Annotated in this window: 16 protein-coding genes; 14 read left to right on the plus strand and 2 right to left on the minus strand. The window is 38.0% G+C overall.

Translation table 11 applies throughout. The features are described from left to right. The first annotated feature begins 117 nt into the window (after positions 1 to 117). On the plus strand, positions 118 to 1,410 hold the full coding sequence (locus ACESM9_RS03860; protein ID WP_372995462.1) for a homoserine dehydrogenase: 1,293 nt from the start codon (positions 118 to 120) through the stop codon (positions 1,408 to 1,410). 56 nt (positions 1,411 to 1,466) lie between these two features. Continuing rightward, complete coding sequence (locus ACESM9_RS03865; protein ID WP_372995464.1) at positions 1,467 to 2,345, plus strand: DMT family transporter; 879 nt, start codon at positions 1,467 to 1,469, stop codon at positions 2,343 to 2,345. Between the two features lie 17 nt (positions 2,346 to 2,362). On the opposite strand, the gene ACESM9_RS03870 is transcribed toward ACESM9_RS03865, so the two are convergent. Beyond that, positions 2,363 to 2,587, minus strand: a complete 225-nt coding sequence (locus ACESM9_RS03870; RefSeq protein WP_372995466.1) for a hypothetical protein — start codon at positions 2,585 to 2,587, stop codon at positions 2,363 to 2,365. A 278-nt stretch (positions 2,588 to 2,865) separates the two neighbouring features. On the opposite strand from ACESM9_RS03870, the gene pcrA reads away from it, so the two are divergent. The 12 genes from pcrA (at position 2,866) to ACESM9_RS03930 (ending at position 19,193) form a co-directional block, all read left to right on the plus strand. Continuing rightward, positions 2,866 to 4,791, plus strand: coding sequence for a DNA helicase PcrA (gene pcrA, locus ACESM9_RS03875; RefSeq protein ID WP_372995468.1), 1,926 nt, complete (start codon positions 2,866 to 2,868; stop codon positions 4,789 to 4,791). Between the two features lie 255 nt (positions 4,792 to 5,046). Further along, positions 5,047 to 7,050: an NAD-dependent DNA ligase LigA gene (ligA, locus tag ACESM9_RS03880; RefSeq protein ID WP_372995470.1), complete on the plus strand. Its 2,004-nt coding sequence runs from the start codon at positions 5,047 to 5,049 to the stop codon at positions 7,048 to 7,050. A gap of 1 nt (position 7,051) precedes the next feature. Continuing rightward, positions 7,052 to 7,336 (plus strand): Asp-tRNA(Asn)/Glu-tRNA(Gln) amidotransferase subunit GatC, encoded by a 285-nt coding sequence (gatC, locus tag ACESM9_RS03885; protein ID WP_372995472.1) that lies wholly within the window; start codon positions 7,052 to 7,054, stop codon positions 7,334 to 7,336. A gap of 20 nt (positions 7,337 to 7,356) precedes the next feature. Beyond that, on the plus strand, positions 7,357 to 8,814 hold the full coding sequence (gene gatA, locus ACESM9_RS03890; protein WP_372995496.1) for an Asp-tRNA(Asn)/Glu-tRNA(Gln) amidotransferase subunit GatA: 1,458 nt from the start codon (positions 7,357 to 7,359) through the stop codon (positions 8,812 to 8,814). Between the two features lie 13 nt (positions 8,815 to 8,827). Further along, positions 8,828 to 10,258 carry an Asp-tRNA(Asn)/Glu-tRNA(Gln) amidotransferase subunit GatB gene (gatB, locus tag ACESM9_RS03895; protein WP_372995474.1) on the plus strand — a complete coding sequence of 477 codons (1,431 nt, stop codon included), beginning with the start codon at positions 8,828 to 8,830 and terminating at the stop codon, positions 10,256 to 10,258. A 439-nt stretch (positions 10,259 to 10,697) separates the two neighbouring features. Then, positions 10,698 to 12,368, plus strand: coding sequence for a peptide ABC transporter substrate-binding protein (locus ACESM9_RS03900; RefSeq protein WP_372995476.1), 1,671 nt, complete (start codon positions 10,698 to 10,700; stop codon positions 12,366 to 12,368). Between the two features lie 155 nt (positions 12,369 to 12,523). Beyond that, a complete protein-coding gene (locus ACESM9_RS03905; RefSeq protein ID WP_372995478.1) occupies positions 12,524 to 13,441 on the plus strand; it encodes an ABC transporter permease in 918 nt (305 codons plus the stop codon). 15 nt (positions 13,442 to 13,456) lie between these two features. Continuing rightward, positions 13,457 to 14,371 carry an ABC transporter permease gene (locus ACESM9_RS03910; protein ID WP_372995480.1) on the plus strand — a complete coding sequence of 305 codons (915 nt, stop codon included), beginning with the start codon at positions 13,457 to 13,459 and terminating at the stop codon, positions 14,369 to 14,371. A 12-nt stretch (positions 14,372 to 14,383) separates the two neighbouring features. Then, the gene (locus ACESM9_RS03915; protein ID WP_372995482.1) at positions 14,384 to 15,406 is read left to right on the plus strand and encodes an ABC transporter ATP-binding protein; all 1,023 of its coding nucleotides are present in this window, start codon (positions 14,384 to 14,386) and stop codon (positions 15,404 to 15,406) included. Continuing rightward, complete coding sequence (locus ACESM9_RS03920; RefSeq protein ID WP_372995498.1) at positions 15,406 to 16,362, plus strand: ABC transporter ATP-binding protein; 957 nt, start codon at positions 15,406 to 15,408, stop codon at positions 16,360 to 16,362. Before ACESM9_RS03915 ends, ACESM9_RS03920 begins: the two co-directional genes overlap by 1 nt. A gap of 187 nt (positions 16,363 to 16,549) precedes the next feature. Then, entirely contained in the window at positions 16,550 to 18,181 is a 1,632-nt protein-coding gene (locus ACESM9_RS03925; RefSeq protein ID WP_372995484.1) for a hypothetical protein, read from the plus strand. A gap of 346 nt (positions 18,182 to 18,527) precedes the next feature. Then, positions 18,528 to 19,193: a hypothetical protein gene (locus tag ACESM9_RS03930; RefSeq protein WP_372995486.1), complete on the plus strand. Its 666-nt coding sequence runs from the start codon at positions 18,528 to 18,530 to the stop codon at positions 19,191 to 19,193. An 8-nt stretch (positions 19,194 to 19,201) separates the two neighbouring features. On the opposite strand, the gene ACESM9_RS03935 is transcribed toward ACESM9_RS03930, so the two are convergent. Next, positions 19,202 to 20,518, minus strand: a complete 1,317-nt coding sequence (locus ACESM9_RS03935) for a hypothetical protein (protein WP_372995488.1) — start codon at positions 20,516 to 20,518, stop codon at positions 19,202 to 19,204. Positions 20,519 to 20,533 lie beyond the last annotated feature (15 nt).

A 20,533-nucleotide genomic window follows, 5' to 3' on the forward strand; every position in this document is an offset into this window, starting at 1 on the left:
ATTGCCAAACTCATTAAAGGCTGGTACAATGTTTATTATATGGATACAAATGTATACCACAAACGAACAAAGCACTGTATATATACATATACGGCGAATAGATATGGAGGCATATATATGAGTAAAGAAGTAAAAATAGCTATAATGGGTTTTGGTACGGTTGGCACAGGAACTTATAAAATATTAAAGGATAATGGAGAGCTAATCAAAAATCAAGTAGGTGCAGATATTGTTGTTGAAAAAATACTGGTAAGAGATAGGAATAAGAAAAGGAACATTGAGGTTTCTGATGATTTGATTACTATCAATGCTGATGATATTTTGGAAGATCCATCAATAGATATTGTGGTAGAGCTCATGGGCGGGCAGGAGCCAGCCTATTCATATATAATGAAGGCTTTGGATAATGGAAAACATGTGGTAACAGCCAATAAGGAGCTTATAGCCAAAAGAGGTAGAGAAATATTGGCTAAGGCTGACAGTAAAGGTCTCGGTCTATGTTTTGAAGCCAGTGTTTGTGGGGGTATTCCCATAATCAGAGCCTTTAAGACTTCTTTGGCAGGAGACAAGATTAAAAGGATTATGGGCATAGTAAACGGAACAACCAACTATATTCTTACAAAGATGGCCCAGGAAGGCAGTGATTATAAAGAAGCTTTAGGACAAGCCCAGGACAAAGGCTATGCAGAAGCTGATCCTACAGCAGATGTGGAAGGGTTTGATGCGGCTTATAAGATGGCTATTCTTTCTTCCATAGGGTTTCATTCAAAAGTAGATATTGATAAGGTGAAAAGAGAAGGTATATCAAAGATAACCAAGACGGATATTGAATACGGAAAAGAACTGGGATGGACTATAAAGCTTCTTGGAATCGCTCAGGATGTGGATGGTAAGCTGGAGGTTGGTGTAAGTCCGGTTATGCTTCCAAAGGAACATCCACTGGCTTTGGTAAACGGGGTCAACAACGCTGTATTTGTGAATTCTGAGGCCGTAGGAGAGCTGATGTTTTATGGACCCGGAGCCGGTCAAATGGCAACGGGGAATTCGGTAGCTGCAGATATAATGGATATAGCAAAGGAAGTGGTTCTTGGGAATGCTATGAAGACTAACTGCAGCTGCTTTGAGGACAAGATTGTGGCGGAAGAATCAAGGGTAAGCTATTATACAAGGATTAGTGTAGTTAACAAGCCAGGAGTATTAGCTCAAATAGCATCTGTATTCGGAAATTTTGGGGTAAGTATAGAGTCTGTCCTTCAAAAGAAGACAGAAGGAGATAGAGCAGAAATAGTCTGGATCACTTCTAAGGTGGAAGAAAGCAGTTTTAGAAAAGCTATAACATCAGTAAAATCTTTAGATGTGGTAAAGGAGGTTTCCAGCATTATTAGAGTTGAAGCTAATGGTTATTGTTAATTTGAATAATTGTGCTATAATTATTGAGGATTATAATTAGAGTAGGAGATAAAAATATGACGGAAATAGAGTCTAACACTTTAGAGTTAAAAAGGTTTAGAGCTTATGCAGAGCTTTTGTTTGCGTCCTTTACATGGGCTCTTGCTACAATAATCATTAAAAAGTATATAGGGACTATTCCATCCTTTCACCTTTTAATGGGGAGATTTGTAGCAGGAACGCTTTTTATTTTTGCATTGCAGCCTTATAATGTTGTGAGGATAAAAAAGAAGGATTTAAAAATCGGAGTGCCTTTAGGTTTCCTGGTGTTTGGAGCTTATGTCTTCGGTGTTATATGTCTTAAGTATACCAGTGCTTCCAAGTCTGGATTTCTGGTATCGTTGTCTGTGTTATTCATACCCTTGTTTGAAACTATAAGGAGGAAAGTTGCACCTTCCAAGTGGATAGTCATGAGTGTTGCCATGTCGCTGGTGGGAATGGTTTTGATTTCAGGAATCAATGGAGGAGGCTTCAACTATGGAGATATGCTGGCAATAGCCTCATCTATAATCTATACAGCCTATGTTTTGTCTTTGGCTAGGTATGGAAAGGATATAGAAGAAACATTGCTTACTTTGATTCAACTGGCAGTGGTATCTGTATGCTGTATACTGGCTGTAATCATATTTGAGGGCTTCAGTATGCAGTATATTAAGGAAGGGTTGATTCCAATACTTATTATTGGAGTTCTCTGTACTGGTGTCACCACCTTGCTGCAGACCAGAGCACAAAAGGTGGCAAGCCCTGAGAGCGCAGGGATACTATTTCTAGGAGAACCCTTATTTACGCTGATTATGTCCTATTTTATTCTCAATGAAACCATTCTCTTTAGTGGATTGGTTGGAGCAATTCTTATACTCTCATCTTTGGTTATAGCAGTATTGAAAAAGATTTAGGAGGGAAAAGAACCCTCCTATTTTGTTTTAATGTCCTTCCAGACCTTTACCCTGCAGTGTTCTTTGAAGCAATCCTCTATAGCTTTGCTTTGTTCTTCCATATTGTCCGGGTTATAGTTTTCGGGGAAATAATAAGCGTTGTATTCTCTTTCGATAATGGGGTAATCAGCCCCATTGTATGTTTCATCAATTATATTATGTTCTATGGCGTTTGTTTCGTTAGTAAATTTATCTTTGTTCATTATTTCACCTCCTGGGGCTTATTTATAATGTTAGTCTCCAGACATTATGCCAGGTTAGCCCTCTAAAGCCGTGCTAGAATGTTTGAAACTATATTCATATTTTTAGCTAAATGTATTTCATTATGCCATCGATAGCGTTGGCATTTTTTCCATTTAGTACAGGGGTTGGACATTAATAAGTTATAGCAAAAGGACGAGTTGTAATTGCTTGTGCAATTACTTCAGTTGTTATAAAATATAAGAATGAAATATGCAGGAGTACAGTTTTGGAGGTCAAGATGAATAACCTTTTGGATAATTTGAATAAACAGCAAAGAGAAGCGGTGGAGCATACGGAAGGTCCTTTGCTCATATTGGCTGGAGCCGGCTCAGGCAAAACAAGAGTGCTTACCCATAGGATTGCATATCTGATAAATGAGAAAAATGTATATCCTTCTAATATTCTTGCCATAACATTTACAAATAAGGCTGCCAGAGAGATGAAAGAGAGGGTGCAGAATCTGTTGGAAGGCTCTTATGACATGTGGGTTTCTACTTTCCACTCTGCCTGTGCCAGGATTTTACGAATGGAGATAGAGAAGCTTTCCGGATATAAGAAGAATTTCATTATATTTGATACTGATGACCAGGTGAAACTTATCAAGGAATGTCTGAAGGAGCTTAATTATAATGAAAAGAACTTTCCTCCAAAGGAAATGATATCTTCCATATCCAAAGCAAAGGATCAGTTAATGACTCCCAGTAAGTTTATGGATAGATATGGGAGGGATTTCAGATTAAAAAAGGTAGCTGATATTTACTCCCTTTATCAGAAAAAGTTAATGGCAAATAATGCACTGGATTTTGATGATATATTATTCAAAACAGTAGAGATTTTTCAAAATAACCCTGATGTGCTGCAGCGCTATCAGCAAAAGTTTAAATATATAATGGTAGATGAGTATCAGGACACCAACTATTGTCAGTATATGCTGATGAATTTGCTGGCTAAGAGTCATAGAAACCTATGCGTTGTAGGGGACGATGATCAAAGCATTTACAGCTGGAGAGGTGCAGATATTGGAAATATACTAAACTTTGAAAAGGATTTTCCCGATGCAAAGGTGATAAAGCTGGAGCAAAATTATCGTTCCACCCAAACCATACTTGATGCAGCTAACAGTGTAATAAGCAACAATTTTGGCAGAAAGAATAAAAGACTCTGGACTGATAATGGAGAAGGCAGACCTATTGTATCTTATAAAGCTATGGATGAAAGGGATGAGGCTGATTTTATCATCGGTGAAGTTGATAGACTGTCTTTTCAGGAGCAAAGAAGCCTAAATAATTTTGCCATACTCTACAGGACCAACGCTCAGTCCCGTGTTCTTGAAGAAATGTGTATGGCTAGAGGTATACCTTATAAGATAGTAGGAGGTCACCGTTTTTACGATAGGATGGAAGTCAAGGATGTTATAGCCTATCTAAGAGTTATACAGGATCCGGAGGGGGATTTAAGCATAAAGAGAATTATAAATGTTCCAAAAAGAGGTATAGGTAAGGCAACACTAGATAACTTGGAGAACTATGCAAGGCAAAATGGGATCTCTATTTATGAAGCCCTTCTTTTCGTAGATAGCATTGAAGGTATTGGGAAGAAGGCCAAAAACAGCATAAAGGAGTTTGTGAGACTCATAGCTGAACTTATGGATTTAGCAGAGAAGGAAAGCGCTTCCGAGGTGATAAACCAGGTTATTATAAGAAGTGGTTATCTAGAGGAGTTGGAAAAAGGTGATGATGAAGATCAGGAAAGAGGGAAGAATATAAAGGAATTGATTTCTGCAGCCCTGGAGTATGAAGAGAAAAATGAAGATAACTCCCTCACCGGTTTTTTGGAGAATATGGCATTGATGTCGGATATAGATGGATTGGATGAAGAAAGAGAAGGTATCACCATGATGACACTTCACAGTGCTAAAGGTTTGGAGTTTCCAGTGGTATTTATATGCGGCCTGGAAGAAGGGCTTTTTCCAACTCAGAGAGCCTTCTTCGAGGAGCATCAGTTGGAGGAGGAGAGAAGGCTCATGTATGTGGGAGTCACAAGAGCTAAGGAGAAACTTTATCTAACATCCGCATTTGAAAGAACTCTTTATGGTAACACTTCCTATACAATGGAATCAAGATTTTTACGAGAGATACCAAAGGAATTGATGATGAAAGTATAACGGCGAGCTCAGGGGAATTCTAATAGGTCTTGACTCGGGACTCGTGACTCGTGAAAATAGCGGGCGCTTCGAAGTCTTATTCATATTCACTTATCACGAATCACTTATCACGAATCACGGGTCAAAACCCAAAAGGAATACCCTGACAAAAGACTAGCGACTAGTGACTGGAGACCAGTGACTGACCCAAAAGAAATACCTTAGGCTTGCAACTAGAGATCGGCGACCAGCGACTGAAAAGAAAGGAGGAAACATATGAATAATTCCAAAAAAAGAATAGACGAACTCATCGAGATAATAAACCATCATAATTATAGATATTATGTTCTTGACAGCCCGGAGATCAGCGACTATGAATATGATCTTCTCATGAGAGAGCTTATGGAGCTGGAGAAACAGAACCCTGAATATCTAAGGCCTGATTCACCAACTCAAAAAGTTGGGGGAGAGGTTCTTAAGGGCTTTAACGAGGTTATTCACAGCACCCAAAAGCTCAGCCTCGGCAATGTATTTGATGAAGGTGATATAAGAGATTTTGACAATAGAGTAAAAAGAGGCCTTGGATTAGAGGAAGTAGAATATGTTCTGGAAATGAAGATAGACGGTCTCACAGTGGTTTTAAATTATGAGAATGGTGTATTTGTAAGAGGAGCTACAAGAGGTGATGGCATCAGAGGTGAGGATATTACAGCCAACCTCAAGACCATAAAGTCTATACCATTGAAGCTGAAAGAACCTGTAAACCTGGAGGTGAGGGGAGAAGTATTCATTTCCAAAGACAACTTTGAAAAGCTTAATGCTTTACGAGAAGAGATGGAGGAACCTCTCTTTGCCAACCCTAGAAATGCGGCAGCAGGTTCTCTAAGACAGCTTGATACCTCAATAACTGCTAAAAGACCTTTGGATATTTTTATATTTAACCTTGAGTTCATATCAGGCAGGGAATTTAAAACTCATGTGGAAGCGTTGGAATACCTAAAGGAGATTGGCTTTAAAACCAGTCCCTATCTTATCACCTGCAAAGGCTGGCAGGATATATATGAGCAGTGTATTCAATGGGCAGATAAAAGGGGAAGTCTTTCCTATGAAATAGATGGCATTGTAATAAAGGTAAACAATCTGGAGTACAGAGATATACTGGGAAGTACCACCAAGACTCCCAGATGGGCTGCTGCATATAAATTTCCTCCGGAAAAGAAAAAGACCAGACTCAAAGATATAATAGTCCAAGTAGGTAGAACAGGAGCCATTACCCCTACAGCAATATTGGAGCCTGTAAGGATAGCAGGGTCTACTGTAGGAAGGGCTACATTACATAATGAGGATTTTATTAAAGAAAGAGATATTATGATAGGGGATATGGTGATCCTCCAGAAAGCAGGAGATGTGATACCTGCGGTTGTAGAGGTTGTGAAATCCGAGAGAGATGGATCAGAGAGACCCTTTGAAATGCCCAAATTCTGTCCTGCATGTGGTTCAGAAGCTACTAGAATAGAAGGGGAAGCAGTAGTAAGATGTACAAATGCTTCTTGCCCTGCTCAGCTGAGGCGTGCTTTATTCCACTTTGTATCCAGGGATGCCATGAATATTGAAGGCTTGGGTCCTCAGATAATAACCATACTTATGGACAGAGGCTTTATAAAGGATGCCGGCGATTTGTATCTTCTTAAAGATAAAAGGGAAGAATTGATACAGGTCGAAAGAATGGGTGAAAAATCCGTAGATAATATGTTGAATGCCATAGAAAAATCCAAGAAGAACAATCTTGACAGGCTTTTATTTGCTCTAGGTATAAGGATGATAGGACAGCGGGCATCAAGGCTTTTGGCAGAAGCTTTCGGGAATATAGATAGGATAAAGGAAGCTACTTATGAAGAGCTTATATCCGTTGAAGAAATAGGGGATAAGATGGCAGAGAGCATATTGGCATTTTTCAGAGTGGAAGAAAACCTGGCTTTGATAGAAAAATTAAAGAGCCTGGGACTAAATATGGAAGCTGAGAAAAAAGAGATTATTGAGAATGAGAATTTCAAGGGTAAAACCTTTGTTCTGACAGGCACTTTGACTGATTTTACCAGAGATAAGGCAAAGGAGATAATTGAGAGCTTTGGAGGCAAGGTTTCAGGAAGCGTTAGCAAGAAGACAGATTATGTCTTGGCTGGCGAGGAAGCAGGATCAAAGCTTCAAAAAGCCAATGAACTGGGAATAACAGTTATTGATGAAGAAACCTTCAAGAAATGGATTGAAAGGCGGGAATGATATGATAGAAAAAAATGAATTGCAGTATGTGGCATCTCTTGCCAGGCTTAAACTCAGGGAAGAGGATGAGGAAAAGGTGAGAGAAAAATTCAGCATGGTTTTGGATTATGTAGGTATGCTGAATGAATTGGATATAGAAGATGTGGAGCCTTTAATAAGCATTAATGAAGTATCCAATGTGATGAGGGAAGATGAAATCAGAGAATCGATGAGCAGAGAAACCTTGCTGGCTAATGCACCTGATAAGATGTATGGCTGTATTAAGGTAAGCAAGATAATAGAATAGGTGGGAAAGAGGTGAAAGCATTGGATTTATATAGTCTGACTCTTCATGAGATAAGAGATAAAATAAGATCTGGTGAAATATGCTCTAAAGAGGTATTGGATAGTGTTTATAACCGAATTGAGAATTTGGATGATAAAATAGGTGCTTATTTGACTCTCGCTAAGGACAAAGCATATGAAGCTGCAGAATCTGTTGACAAAAGAATTGCAGAGGGTGAAAAATTAGGAGATTTAGCCGGAATTCCTATGGCTATTAAAGATAATATTTCTACTAATGGAATAAGGACTACATGTGCTTCAAAGATGCTGGAGAATTATGTACCTCCCTTTGATGCTCATGTATGTGAAAAGCTTAAAGCAGCAGGAGCAATCCTGATAGGAAAGACCAATCTTGATGAATTTGCCATGGGGAGTTCTACTGAAAACTCAGCCTTAAAAACAACCAGAAACCCCTGGGATTTGGAGAGGGTTCCCGGAGGCTCCAGCGGAGGTTCAGCAGCAGCTGTAGCAGCTGACGAAGCCTTCTTTTCCTTAGGCTCTGATACGGGAGGTTCCATAAGGCAGCCTGCATCATTATGCGGAGTAGTAGGTTTTAAGCCTACCTATGGAGCCGTATCCAGATACGGTTTGGTGGCTTATGGTTCTTCCTTTGACCAGATAGGGCCCTTTACAAAGGATGTGGAGGATTGTGCCATTGTATTGAACCATTTATACGGCCACGATGAAAGGGATTCCACATCTCTTGCAGTAGAGCATGGGGACTTTACAGAAGCTTTAAATAAGGATATTAAGGGTATGAAAATTGGCCTGCCCAAGGAATATTTCGAAGAAGGCATTGATCCAGATGTTAAAAAAATAGTGCTGGACGGTGTAAAAATCCTTGAAGGCCTTGGAGCCCACGTAGAAGAAATCAGCCTTCCCTATTCCAAATATGCTCTTCCTGTATATTACATAGCTGCATCTGCTGAAGCTTCCTCAAATCTGGCTAGATTTGACGGTGTAAGGTATGGATATAGAGCAAAGGAATACGATAGTTTAGAGGAAATGTATATAAACAGCAGAAGCGAAGGTTTCGGTGACGAGGTAAAGCTTAGGATAATGCTGGGTACCTATACTCTAAGCTCAGGATATTATGATGCTTACTACAACAAGGCATTGAAGGTGAGAAGACTTATAAAGCAGGAGTTTGAAAAAGCCTTTGAAAAGTATGACATAATTATTTCTCCCACATCTCCTACAACAGCCTTTAAGATAGGAGAGAGAACCGATGATCAACTGGCAATGTATATGTCAGATATTTGTACCGTACCTGTAAATATTGCAGGCATACCTGCAATATCCCTACCCTGTGGGTTTTCCAAAGGTTTACCTGTGGGCATGCAGATAATGAGTAAAGCCTTAGGTGAGGCTTCCATAATAAAGGCTGCTCATGCTTTTGAAAGAAATACTGATTTTTCTAAGAAAAAACCGACTCTGTAAGGTGGTGAAAGTTATGAATTATGAAACGATTATAGGTCTTGAAATACACGCAGAACTAAGCACGAAAACTAAGGCATTTTGCAGCTGTAAAAATGAGTTTGGTGGAGAAGTTAATACCAATTGCTGCCCTGTGTGTATGGGTTATCCAGGTGCATTGCCCGTGCTTAATAAAAAGGTTGTTGAGTATGCAGTTAAGGCAGGCTTAGCATTGAACTGCCAGATATCATTGTATAGCAAGACAGACAGAAAGAATTACTTCTACCCTGATTTGCCTAAAGCCTACCAGATTTCCCAATATGATAAACCACTGTGCAAGAATGGGAGAATAAAAATAGAATTAGATGGGCAGGAAAAAAATATAGGAATTACTAGAATTCATATAGAAGAAGATGCGGGCAAGCTGATACACGGCACTGAATCAGAGGATTATTCATTGGTGGATTTCAACAGAGGCGGAGTGCCTCTGATAGAGATAGTATCTGAACCAGATATTAGAAGCCCCTTAGAAGCTAGATTATACCTGGAAAAGCTTAAAGGTATCCTGGAATACCTGGAGATCTCCGACTGCAAAATGCAGGAAGGTTCCTTAAGATGTGATGCCAATATTTCCATAAGGTCTGTAGGACAAAAAGAATTCGGTGTAAAAACGGAAATCAAGAACATGAACTCAATGAAAGCCCTGCAAAAGGCGTTGGAATATGAAGAAGAAAGGCATAAAAAAATTCTCTCTGAAGGCGGCGCCATAGTCCAGGAAACCCGTAGATGGGATGAATCAAAGGGAATTACAGTGTCCATGAGAACCAAAGAACAAGCTCATGACTATAGATATTTCCCTGAACCTGATTTGGTACCCATAATATTAGAAGAGGCTTGGATTGAAGATATAAGGAAGGCTTTGCCTGAGCTTCCTGATGATAAGAAAAAAAGATTTGTTGAGGAGTACGGAATCCCTGACTATGACGCTTCAGTCCTCACATTGACAAAAGAATTGTCAAGCTTTTTTGAAGCTTGTGCCAAAGGGCATAAGAATCCCAAAGCCATAAGCAACTGGGTCATGGGTGAGGTGTTAAGAATAATAAAGGAGAAGGAGCTTGACCTTAAAGATCTTAAAATAAAACCTGAAGCTTTAAGAAAATTAGTAGATTTAGTCGATGATGGAATATTAAGCAGCACCGGAGCAAAACAGGTTTTCGAAGAGATGTTCAAAACGGGGAAGGATCCGGAAACTCTTGTGGATCAATTAGGATTGAGGCAGATAAGCGATGAAGGAGCAATAGTTGAACTGGTAAAAAAAGTATTGAGTGAAAATGAAAAATCTGTAGAAGACTACAAAAAAGGAAAAACAAATGCACTGGGATACTTGGTAGGACAGTGCATGAAAGCATCAAAGGGTAAGGGAAATCCGCAAATCATAAACAAAATACTCAGGGATATGCTGGAATAAGCCTGCAAGAGAAATATATGAATATAGTGTAGCATTATGACATATGCATACTGGATAAGCCATTTAGTAAAAGGGGACATTGATATGTCCCCCAAGTCTTATCTTTCCAAGTATGGTAATAGTGTATAAATTATTTCATATTTATCTTATATCAATGTTATAATAGTTTCTTTAAAAAAATTAATATTTTTTGTCATATTGAAGCATTGATTTTACTTGCTTGCATTATTCGCAATTTGAAAATTATTTTGATATATATATTTCATGGAGATAAAATATATTGAAAAAATCCTTGGATTCGTGTAATATAAATATAATAAAATTACTCTTTAAGTTTTATTCAATTTGTTGTAGTACAGCCTAGGCTGTTTCTGCATAATTTTATTAAATTTTAGGCGTCAGCAATATGCGCCTAAGTAAAAATAAGGGGGATGAATTGATGAAAAGATCACTTTCATTGGTGCTCGTAATGTTGCTTGTGCTAAGTTTAGTACTTACAGCATGCGGACCAAAGGCTCCTGCAGAGGAACCAGCAACTCCTGGTGAAGAACCTGCAGCACAGGAACCAAAAGTATTGAGATTTTCAATTGGAGCAGAGCCTCCAGCACTTGACCAACAGATAGCTACAGATACTTATGCAATCATGTTGGGTCACCATCTTTATGAAGGACTCGTTAGAGTTGCAGACAACGGACAGGTAACTCCTGGTATGGCAGAATCCTGGGAAATTTCCGAGGATGGTCTTACTTACACTTTCCATCTTAGAGATGCTGTATGGAGCGATGGCAAACCAGTTACAGCTCATGATTTTGAGTATGGTTTAAAGAGATTATTGGATCCTGCTACAGCTTCCGAGTATGCATTCCAGGGCTATTACATTAAAAACGGTGAAGCTTACAACACTGGCAAGATCTCAGATCCTTCCCAGATTGGAGTTAAAGCATTAGATGATAAGACTCTTGAAATCACATTGGAAGTACCAACAGGCTATTTCCTAGCTTTAACTAACTTCATATCCTTATTCCCAGTAAGACAGGACTTCGTAGAAGCTCAAGGAACTGCATATGCTTCTGAAGCTGATAAGATCCTTTACAATGGACCATATGTTATGACAGAATGGAGACATGAAGATGGTCTTGTTCTTGAAAAGAATCCTAATTACTGGAACAAGGATGCTATAAAGATTGACAGAGTAGAGATTGCTATAGTTACAGACAGCAATACTGCAATGAGCATGTATGAAGCTGGAGATCTCGACTTTGTAAATCTTCCTCCTGCAAGAGTACAGGAATTTGTTGACAATGGTCAGGCTAAATTCTACTATGACGGTGCAGAATTCTACTTCCAGTTCAATGTTAAGGGAAGAAATCCTGAAATTGGTAAGTTTGTAGGAAATGCGAACTTCAGAAAAGCATTTGCTTATGCAATAGACAGACAGAATTTTGTAGATGCAGTTCTTAAGAATGGTTCAGATGCAGCTACAAGATACGTATTACCATTATTGGCTGGCGTAAACGATTTATTTGCTAAAGAATATCCATTGGAATTCTATCCAAAGAATGCTGACCCTGCAAAGGCTAAGGAATATTTGGATAAAGCATTGGCAGAAATAGGCACAACTATTGATAAGGTTCCTGCTATTGAATACTTGACTGACGATTCAGATACTGCAAGAACATCAGCAGAAGCTATTCAGGATATGATAGCTAAGAACCTTGGAATAAAACTAGAAATCAAACAGGTTCCATTCAAGCAGAGACTTGAGCTCATGAACAAAGGCGAATATGACCTTGTATTCGCAGGTTGGGGCCCAGACTACGATGACCCAATGACTTATCTTGATTTGTGGGTAATCGGTGGCGGACACAACAATACAGGTTGGGAAGACCAGACATACACTGATATGATCAACTTCTGCAAGACAACTGCAGATGTAAAAGCAAGAGCAGACAAGATGTTCGAAGCAGAAAAATACTTGCTTGAAAACGGTCCTATAGTTCCTGTATACTTCAGAAGAAGAGCATGGGTACATGTTGATGGCTTGACAGGATTGGTTAAGAACTTCATAGGCGCTGAAAACGATTTCATGAACGCTGATATTACAAGATAATCAAGGATAAAAAAAATAGTTATAAATATGCAAGACAAAGGTATATGTTAACATATACCTTTGTCCCATATTTGAGAGAAATATTTCTAAAAATAATCACAATTATTTCACAGAAAATTCACAAATTTAATTCTAGGTTTGGAGGTGCCTACATTTTGTTTAGATACATCTTAAAAAGATTTTTTGTATCGCTTATTACAATATGGATTCTGGCTACCTTGACATTTTTCTTAGTAAGAATATTGCCAGGTGATCCATTCACAAGCGAAAAGATAACCCCGGAAATAAAGGCCAACATGATGAAGTATTATGGCTTGGACAAACCCTTGCCTGTACAATATGCAACATATATGGGCAATTTGGTGAAGGGTGATATGGGTTATTCCCTAAGATATAAAAATAGAGAGGTCAACAATATAATAGCTGATGCTTTTCCAGCTTCAGCAGAGTTAGGAATTCGTTCTTTAGCCTTTTCGGTTACAGTGGGATTGATACTTGGTATTATTGCTGCTCTTAATCATAATAAAGGCTGGGATTATGCCAGCATGGTTATTGCTGTAATCGGTGTTTCGGTACCCAGTTTCGTAATAGGCGCTTTAGTACAATATTTATTTGGAATACATTGGAAGCTTCTGCCTGTAGCTCAGTGGAAGAGTTTCGCTCACACCATAATGCCTACTTTTTCCCTTGGATTAGGGACATTGGCTTTGATAGCAAGGTTGATGAGAACCAGCATGCTTGAGGTGGTAGGACAAGATTATATCAAGACGGCAAAGGCAAAGGGTTTATCTCCTGCACAGGTAACTATTAAACATCAGATAAGAAATGCTATTCTTCCTGTTGTTACCGTATTAGGTCCTTTGGTTGCTGCTCTGCTTACCGGTACCTTTGTTGTGGAGCAGATATTTGCTATTCCAGGTCTTGGAAGACACTATGTGTTGAGCATACAAAATTTAGACTATACTATGGTTATGGGATTGACTATATTCTTCGGAGCGTTCTTGGTATTTATGAACTTCATTGTTGATATAGCCTACGGTTTAGTAGATCCCAGAATCAGGGTAGGCAAGTAAGGGAGGAGCAATGATATGGAAATAAGCAGAGAAAAGTTTAAGCATGTCGGAATAAACGAAGAAAAAAGCCAATCCATTGTCCGTCCCAGTATGACCTATTGGCAGGATGCTTGGAGAAGATTGAAGAAAAACAAGATTGCTATGCTTGGACTTATTGTAATTATTGTTATGACAATAATGTCAATAATAGGACCCATGATGGTTCCTTATAATCATAGCGATAATGATTTGAGTAACACAGATCAATCTCCAAATTCTGAACATTGGTTTGGTACTGACGATTTAGGCAGAGATCTATGGGCCCGTGTTTGGATGGGAGCCCGTGTATCGCTCTTTATTGGTCTAATGGCTGCTTTGCTGGATACGCTCATTGGAATATTGGTTGGAGGCGTTTCAGGTTTTTACGGCGGCAAGATAGACATGCTAATTATGAGATTTATAGATGTAATGATTGCCATACCAAGTATGATATTCATAATTCTTATCATGGTTATAGTGGGTTCAGGTGTTGTTCCAATTATCATATCCTTTGCTATAACTGGATGGCTCAGTATGGCAAGATTGGTAAGAGGCCAGATATTGCAGCTCAAGGAACAGGAATTTGTTTTAGCTGCCAGAACACTGGGAGCTAATTCTTCAAGATTGATATTAAGACATTTGATACCAAATACTTTAGGGGTTATTATAGTAAGTTTGACTATGAGAATACCAAGTGCTATATTTACAGAAGCATTCCTTAGTTTTATAGGATTAGGCGTTAAACCTCCTATGTCCAGCTGGGGACAGTTGGCATCATCAGGTGCAGCTGTTTTGAGAGTATTCCCATATAGATTGTTTATACCTGCATTTTTCATTAGTATAACTATGTTGTCATTGAATTTGTTTGGTGATGGATTGAGAGACGCTCTGGATCCAAGATTAAGAAAGTAGGAGGTGTAAGATATGGAAAAAGAGAAAATACTCGAAGTAAAAGATCTGCATGTATCTTTTGACACATATGCAGGAGAAGTTAAAGCTGTTAGAGGAGTATCCTTTCATTTGAACAAAGCCGAAGCTATAGCTATAGTTGGAGAATCTGGCTGCGGCAAAAGTGTTACTGCCCAATCCATTATGAAGCTTATACCTATGCCTCCAGGAAGGATTAAGAGCGGAAATATTATTTTTAACGGTGTTGATATTACGAATTTTTCCGACAAAAAGATGGAAGCCATAAGAGGCTCAGAAATAGGTATGATATTCCAGGATCCTATGACATCCTTAAATCCAACTATGATGGTTGGTAAACAGATAGCTGAAGGTTTGATAAAGCATCAGCATTTAAGCAAAAAAGAAGCTATGGAAAAAGCTGTAGAGATGTTAAAATTAGTTGGTATTCCTAATCCCGATAAGAGAGCAGGCCAATATCCTCATGAATTCAGCGGTGGCATGAGGCAGAGAGCTATGATAGCTATAGCTTTGGCTTGTAACCCAAAACTGCTTATTGCAGATGAACCTACCACTGCACTTGATGTTACTATTCAGGCTCAGATACTGGATTTGATGAAGGAATTAAAATCAAAACTTGATACTTCAATAATATTGATTACCCACGATCTTGGCGTTGTAGCAGATATGGCTGAGAGAATAATAGTCATGTATGCTGGAGAAGTTGTTGAGAGTGGTACTGTAGAAGATATATTCTACAACCCACAGCATCCTTATACATGGGGACTTCTTAAATCAGTGCCAAGACTTGACGCAGAAAATAAGGAACATTTAATACCCATAACAGGTACACCGCCTGATCTTTTCGCCCCACCACAGGGATGTGCCTTTGCTGCCAGATGTAAATATTCAATGGAGGTTTGCTATGAGACTCCTCCATGCAATATGGAATACAACAAAGATCATTATGCAGCTTGTTGGTTAGGCCATCCATATGCACCTAAGGTTGAGAGACCTATTAAGGAAAGAGGGGTGAAATGATGGAAAATAAAAAACTGATTGAAGTAAAAGATCTTAAAAAATACTTTTATGTAGGCGGCAATGCAGTTCTAAAAGCAGTAGATGGATTGAACTTCTTTATAAGAGAAGGAGAAACCCTTGGCCTTGTTGGAGAATCCGGCTGCGGAAAATCTACAGCAGGGAGAACTATCATAAGGCTATATGAAGCTACAGGCGGAGAAGTAATCTTTGATGGTATAAATGTTCATAAATTAGATAGAAAACAAGCTAAAGATTTTACAAAAAAAGCACAGATGATATTCCAAGACCCTTATGCATCTTTAGACCCAAGAATGACAGTAGGTGACATTATTGGAGAAGGTATAGATATTCATAACCTATACACAGGAAAAGAGAGAATGGAAAGGATATATGAGCTTTTGCACACCGTAGGACTTAATAGAGAGCATGCTAACAGATTCCCTCATGAATTCTCAGGAGGACAGAGGCAGAGAATAGGCATTGCTCGTGCCTTGGCTGTGGAACCTAAGTTCATAGTTTGCGATGAGCCTATATCAGCTCTAGATGTTTCCATTCAGGCTCAGGTTGTTAATCTTCTTATCAATCTACAGCAAGATAAGAAACTGACCTACCTTTTCATAGCCCATGACTTAAGTATGGTTAAGCATATTTCCGATAGAGTTGGAGTTATGTATTTAGGTACAATGGTTGAGTTGGCTTCAAGTACAGAGCTATATAAGAGACCGATTCATCCATATACTCAGGCTCTAATGTCTGCTATACCCATTGCAGACCCGGATGTTGAGAAATCAAGAAAGAGAATTCTACTGGAAGGCGATGTGCCAAGTCCAATTAACCCGCCACCAGGATGCAGATTTAAGGCAAGATGCAGATATGCTACAGATAGGTGCTCACAGGAAATACCTGAGTTCAGGGAAATAGATAAGGAACACTATGTAGCATGTCATAATGTATAATTCTTTAGCCTCTAGCCACTAGCTGCTAGCCACTGGTTACCAGGATACTAGCTACTGGTCTAGGTAATTACTAAAGAGTCCTATATGGCTTATAATTAAGTAGTAAGTAGGGAATGGTGAAGCCATTCCCTACTTCAATACATAAAATAAATATGATATATTTATCCAAATACTGAGGGGGAGTCAGATGAAAAAAGGAAAATATATGCCTGTAATTTATACAATAGTAATTATCCTCATTATATTTTCTTTTCATACTTATCAAAATCTGGAGCATATAACTTCTTCACCTTCGGACAAGTGGGCAAGAGAACTGTATATAGATAAGAGTCCTTATAAAAAAACAGTAAGTATAGAAATGAATCAAGATAACATATGGATATTAACTGCCAAAAATGACAGGTTTACCAGAACGATATTAGAGAAGGATAAGGCAGACATCAAGGAGACCGAAGATATTATCATAACCGATGCCGCTTTAAACAAGCTGGTAAAATACCAAGGCATGGAGCCATATATATTCTGGACAGAAAACTATGAGCTATATGTATCAAGGAAGATAAATGGCAATGCCTATGAGGAGAAAAGCCTCATATTAGATAAGGTAAAGGATTTTCAAGCTTTGTCTCTAGGAGGTAATATCTTTCTTGCAGTAGCTGATGAAACAGGCCTTAGGTATTATATGGTTGATGATGAAGGAGCACATCAATTGGGAGAGGTGTATGCCTTTGAAGATCCAGTTTATGTTTCAGCAGCCATAGATGATGCAGGCATATTACACACTGTTTCTATTAGAGAAGTCTCCCCTATGGAAAAAGAAATTATATATTTGAGTTTTTTCAGAGGTGAATGGTCATTTAAAGCTCGGAAGGTGGAAAATGCTCAAATTTCAAATGAAAGCATAGGAAATTTGGAAATAGGCCTTGACAATGATTATGCGTACATTTTTTATGAAAATAATGTCTGGAATAGGGCTGGTCAGACTGCAAAAACCCTATATACTGCAGTGCCGTTAAATGCAGGCCATGGTTTTGAAATGAACTTTAAGCTTCTTAAATCTCTGGGAAGAGAAAGCCAAACCGATGTTTATGTCAGTGAAGTCAGATGTCCGGATAAGAAGCAAGATGAGCTGACTGCTGTCTTTATTGAGAATTATTATGATGAAGCAGGTAGTGGCTTCAGGATTGTTAATACTTATTTCAAAAATGGTATCATTAGCAATCAATTGTTTTCTACAAAGTTGATGGATTTTATAAAAGGCATCAATATGGTTAAGTATGGAGAAAATGAGGCTTTGGTATTCTTAAGAGCAGCGGGAGAATTTAAATATGATGTCTGGTTTACTGAAACTGGAGAAGAATATGCCGCTATTGCAGGAAAACCAACGAAACAGGATTATTACACAGCCATAGCAAACAGCATATCACCTTTTATAAATGGGTTGATAATAGCGGTTATTAGAGCTTTTATATTCATACCAGCAATTTTATGGCTTGTTTTTGTAGAGTTTTTCGAAATCAGAAAATTTGCCTGGAATCCTAAGCTTAATTACTCAATAGCAATAGGACTTTTTATGATTATTAAATTAATAACCGCAAACTCCTATTACACTGGTTTATCATACTATATGATTCCAGGCTTTATGCAGCCCCCCTTTGTCAAGTACCTGATCATGATTTCTATCAGTGTTATATCATATTTTATGGCAAAGGCATGGAAAAATAGCATTGAAGACTTGCATATAATTCCAGAATTTCTATTGTTCATGCTCTACGATTTACTTATTACAATATTTTTATATGGACCTTATATAACATGATGTTGAATATTTCCCAGGAAATACGAAAAAGCGACAGCTTATACATAAGCTTGTTGCTTTTTTTTATATTGGGTTGTATATTGGAGCCTACTGGCCCTGGGAGGAGGTTTCTTTTGATATACTAATATTTTTCTTGTTATTTTCTACATAAAATTCACAACCTGTCGATGTAGTGTTAGAAATTTTACCCACATGATCCAAGGTACACATGCCATCCTTTTGATGTATACAATTTTCAGTACAATTTATAAGAATCAGGATAAACACCTCCTATAATAATTTTCTCCAATTGGCTAAAACTAATGTATCAATATTAAGGTAAATTATAGGATAAGGAGGTACTTCGTTGACTTTCGAGGATTTTTCTGTGACAGGAGCTCTTTACCATGTGGTCAGTATCATTGACCTGGAGAAAACCTTGGCTGAAGGAATACATTTTGATGATAAAATAACTTATTTTGATAAGTATTATGATTTCCATAATTATTTTGATAAATACAGAACTGACAATATTCCATACTGGGTCGTGAGAAAAAAGGCCATCTTTGCAAGTATGAATTTTAAGGAAGACCATAATTGGCATTCTCACACAGCGCTATTAAAGGTGAAAGTGGATACTAAGAAGTGCTGGGTTTGCAATGAAAATAAAGCTAATATTCTATTTGAACCTTTTATTCTACAAAACATAAAAGGTTTTGAAGAGGCTAAAAAATTCATTGAAGAAAAAGGAGCTAAAATGGTTGAAGAGTATTGGTTAGATTCCCTTAGTATGGATGAGAATATGAGAGTAAGGAGGGATAAAGAAAAGGGATATGATGCAGAAGTTTTAATTTTTCATGATATCCCTCCAGAAGACATTGAATGCTTGTTTATCATATCGGATCATAGCATAATGTCACCTGATAAATGGCTCTATTATTTCAACACTGAACTAATATGCCCTAAGTCTCCCGCTCCTAAAGGTATCGGGTGCCAAAAGGCGGTTAAGTTCAGTATGGAGTCGACTAAATGAGGTTTTATTCAAAGAAGTTGTCTGCTGGTCCAGAGAGAATGATCAGCATGGAAGTATTCATCGATGACTTTGAATCTAGCTTTAGATCTCTTATATTCAATTCTCTCCAAGAATACAGGAGGAGATTTCTTTGATGTATTGACGGTTTTGGGAAGATTTATAGTTTCATCATCCAATATGGGATAGCTTTGATTAATGAAGATTCCACTTTTTAAAATCATGTTTTTGAAGGAAGTGGATATCATTCTGTCTAAATCATATATATAGGACCCTTCTGCACATCTTCTGAAATTCTTAAGGGAGGAGAAAATTCCTCCTATTTCTTTGATAGAATATTCAATAGAGTTGTCTTCGCTTTTCAGGTAAAGACCTTCCTCTTCGTTCCAATACTGTTTTAGAACGTTATATAATGTTATGGAGTTGGATAGATAATTAGGGAAACCACAAAGCAGGTAAAGACGGCTTAATGTAGATAAAGACATAAGTATTGTAAAAAATGAGCTTATCTTAGTATCATCAGGTACTCTCAGTATTTCTCCTTTGGATGTTATTCTTTCACAAAGTTCCAGACCCAGTATATTTATTGTGTTATATACCAAAGCTCTACTGATATCGGTATATTCATAAATGTTAAGAAGGCTGTCGCATATCTGACATAGAGTGCGAGATGAAGTATAAAGAGCGTCCTTTATCGCTATATGGCATAGATCAGGCAATAGATAATCTACGGCTTTTTTTGAGTTAGGATTAAGTTTTAAGTAGTATCTGGTCTTGTCTAACAGGTTTTGTGTCAAAGCAGCAGCTTCACAAGCATAGTATTGGGGCAATAGATCAAGGCTCATTTCATCTATTTCCATATTATCCTTACCAAATACATCGATTTTGTGCTTGGAAGAATACAACAGATTTTCTCTGGAGAGGTTATCGTACATAAAGTTTAGCTGTGCTACTGATGCATATGCGAGATAATATGCGATTTCTTCGCCATTTTTTATACTAAAGGAACCATCAAGAATCTTTCTGGCTGTAAGATTCATGGATATTATCGAGAGGGCTTGGACTAAAGGACTTATGGTTCTTTTTACTTTTTTGTCTTTCCATAGATATGTATTAAAGCTATAATAGTTAGCCGGTTTATCCTGGTATTGAGGAGTTGCCTTTTTATACAAAGCTAGATTGATTGTAATATCTGAGTATTTAGATTTTTTATCCATTATGGATTTTGTGATACCACAGCCCGATAGTAGACAAAAGGATATAGTATTCAAATAGGCCATATACTCCAGGTATTTCGTAACACTTTCATTATCATAAAAACTATCCATAGAATTCACCACCTT

Origin of the sequence: Lutispora sp., from assembly GCF_041687175.1 — a bacterium.
GTDB lineage: Bacteria > Bacillota > Clostridia > Lutisporales > Lutisporaceae > Lutispora.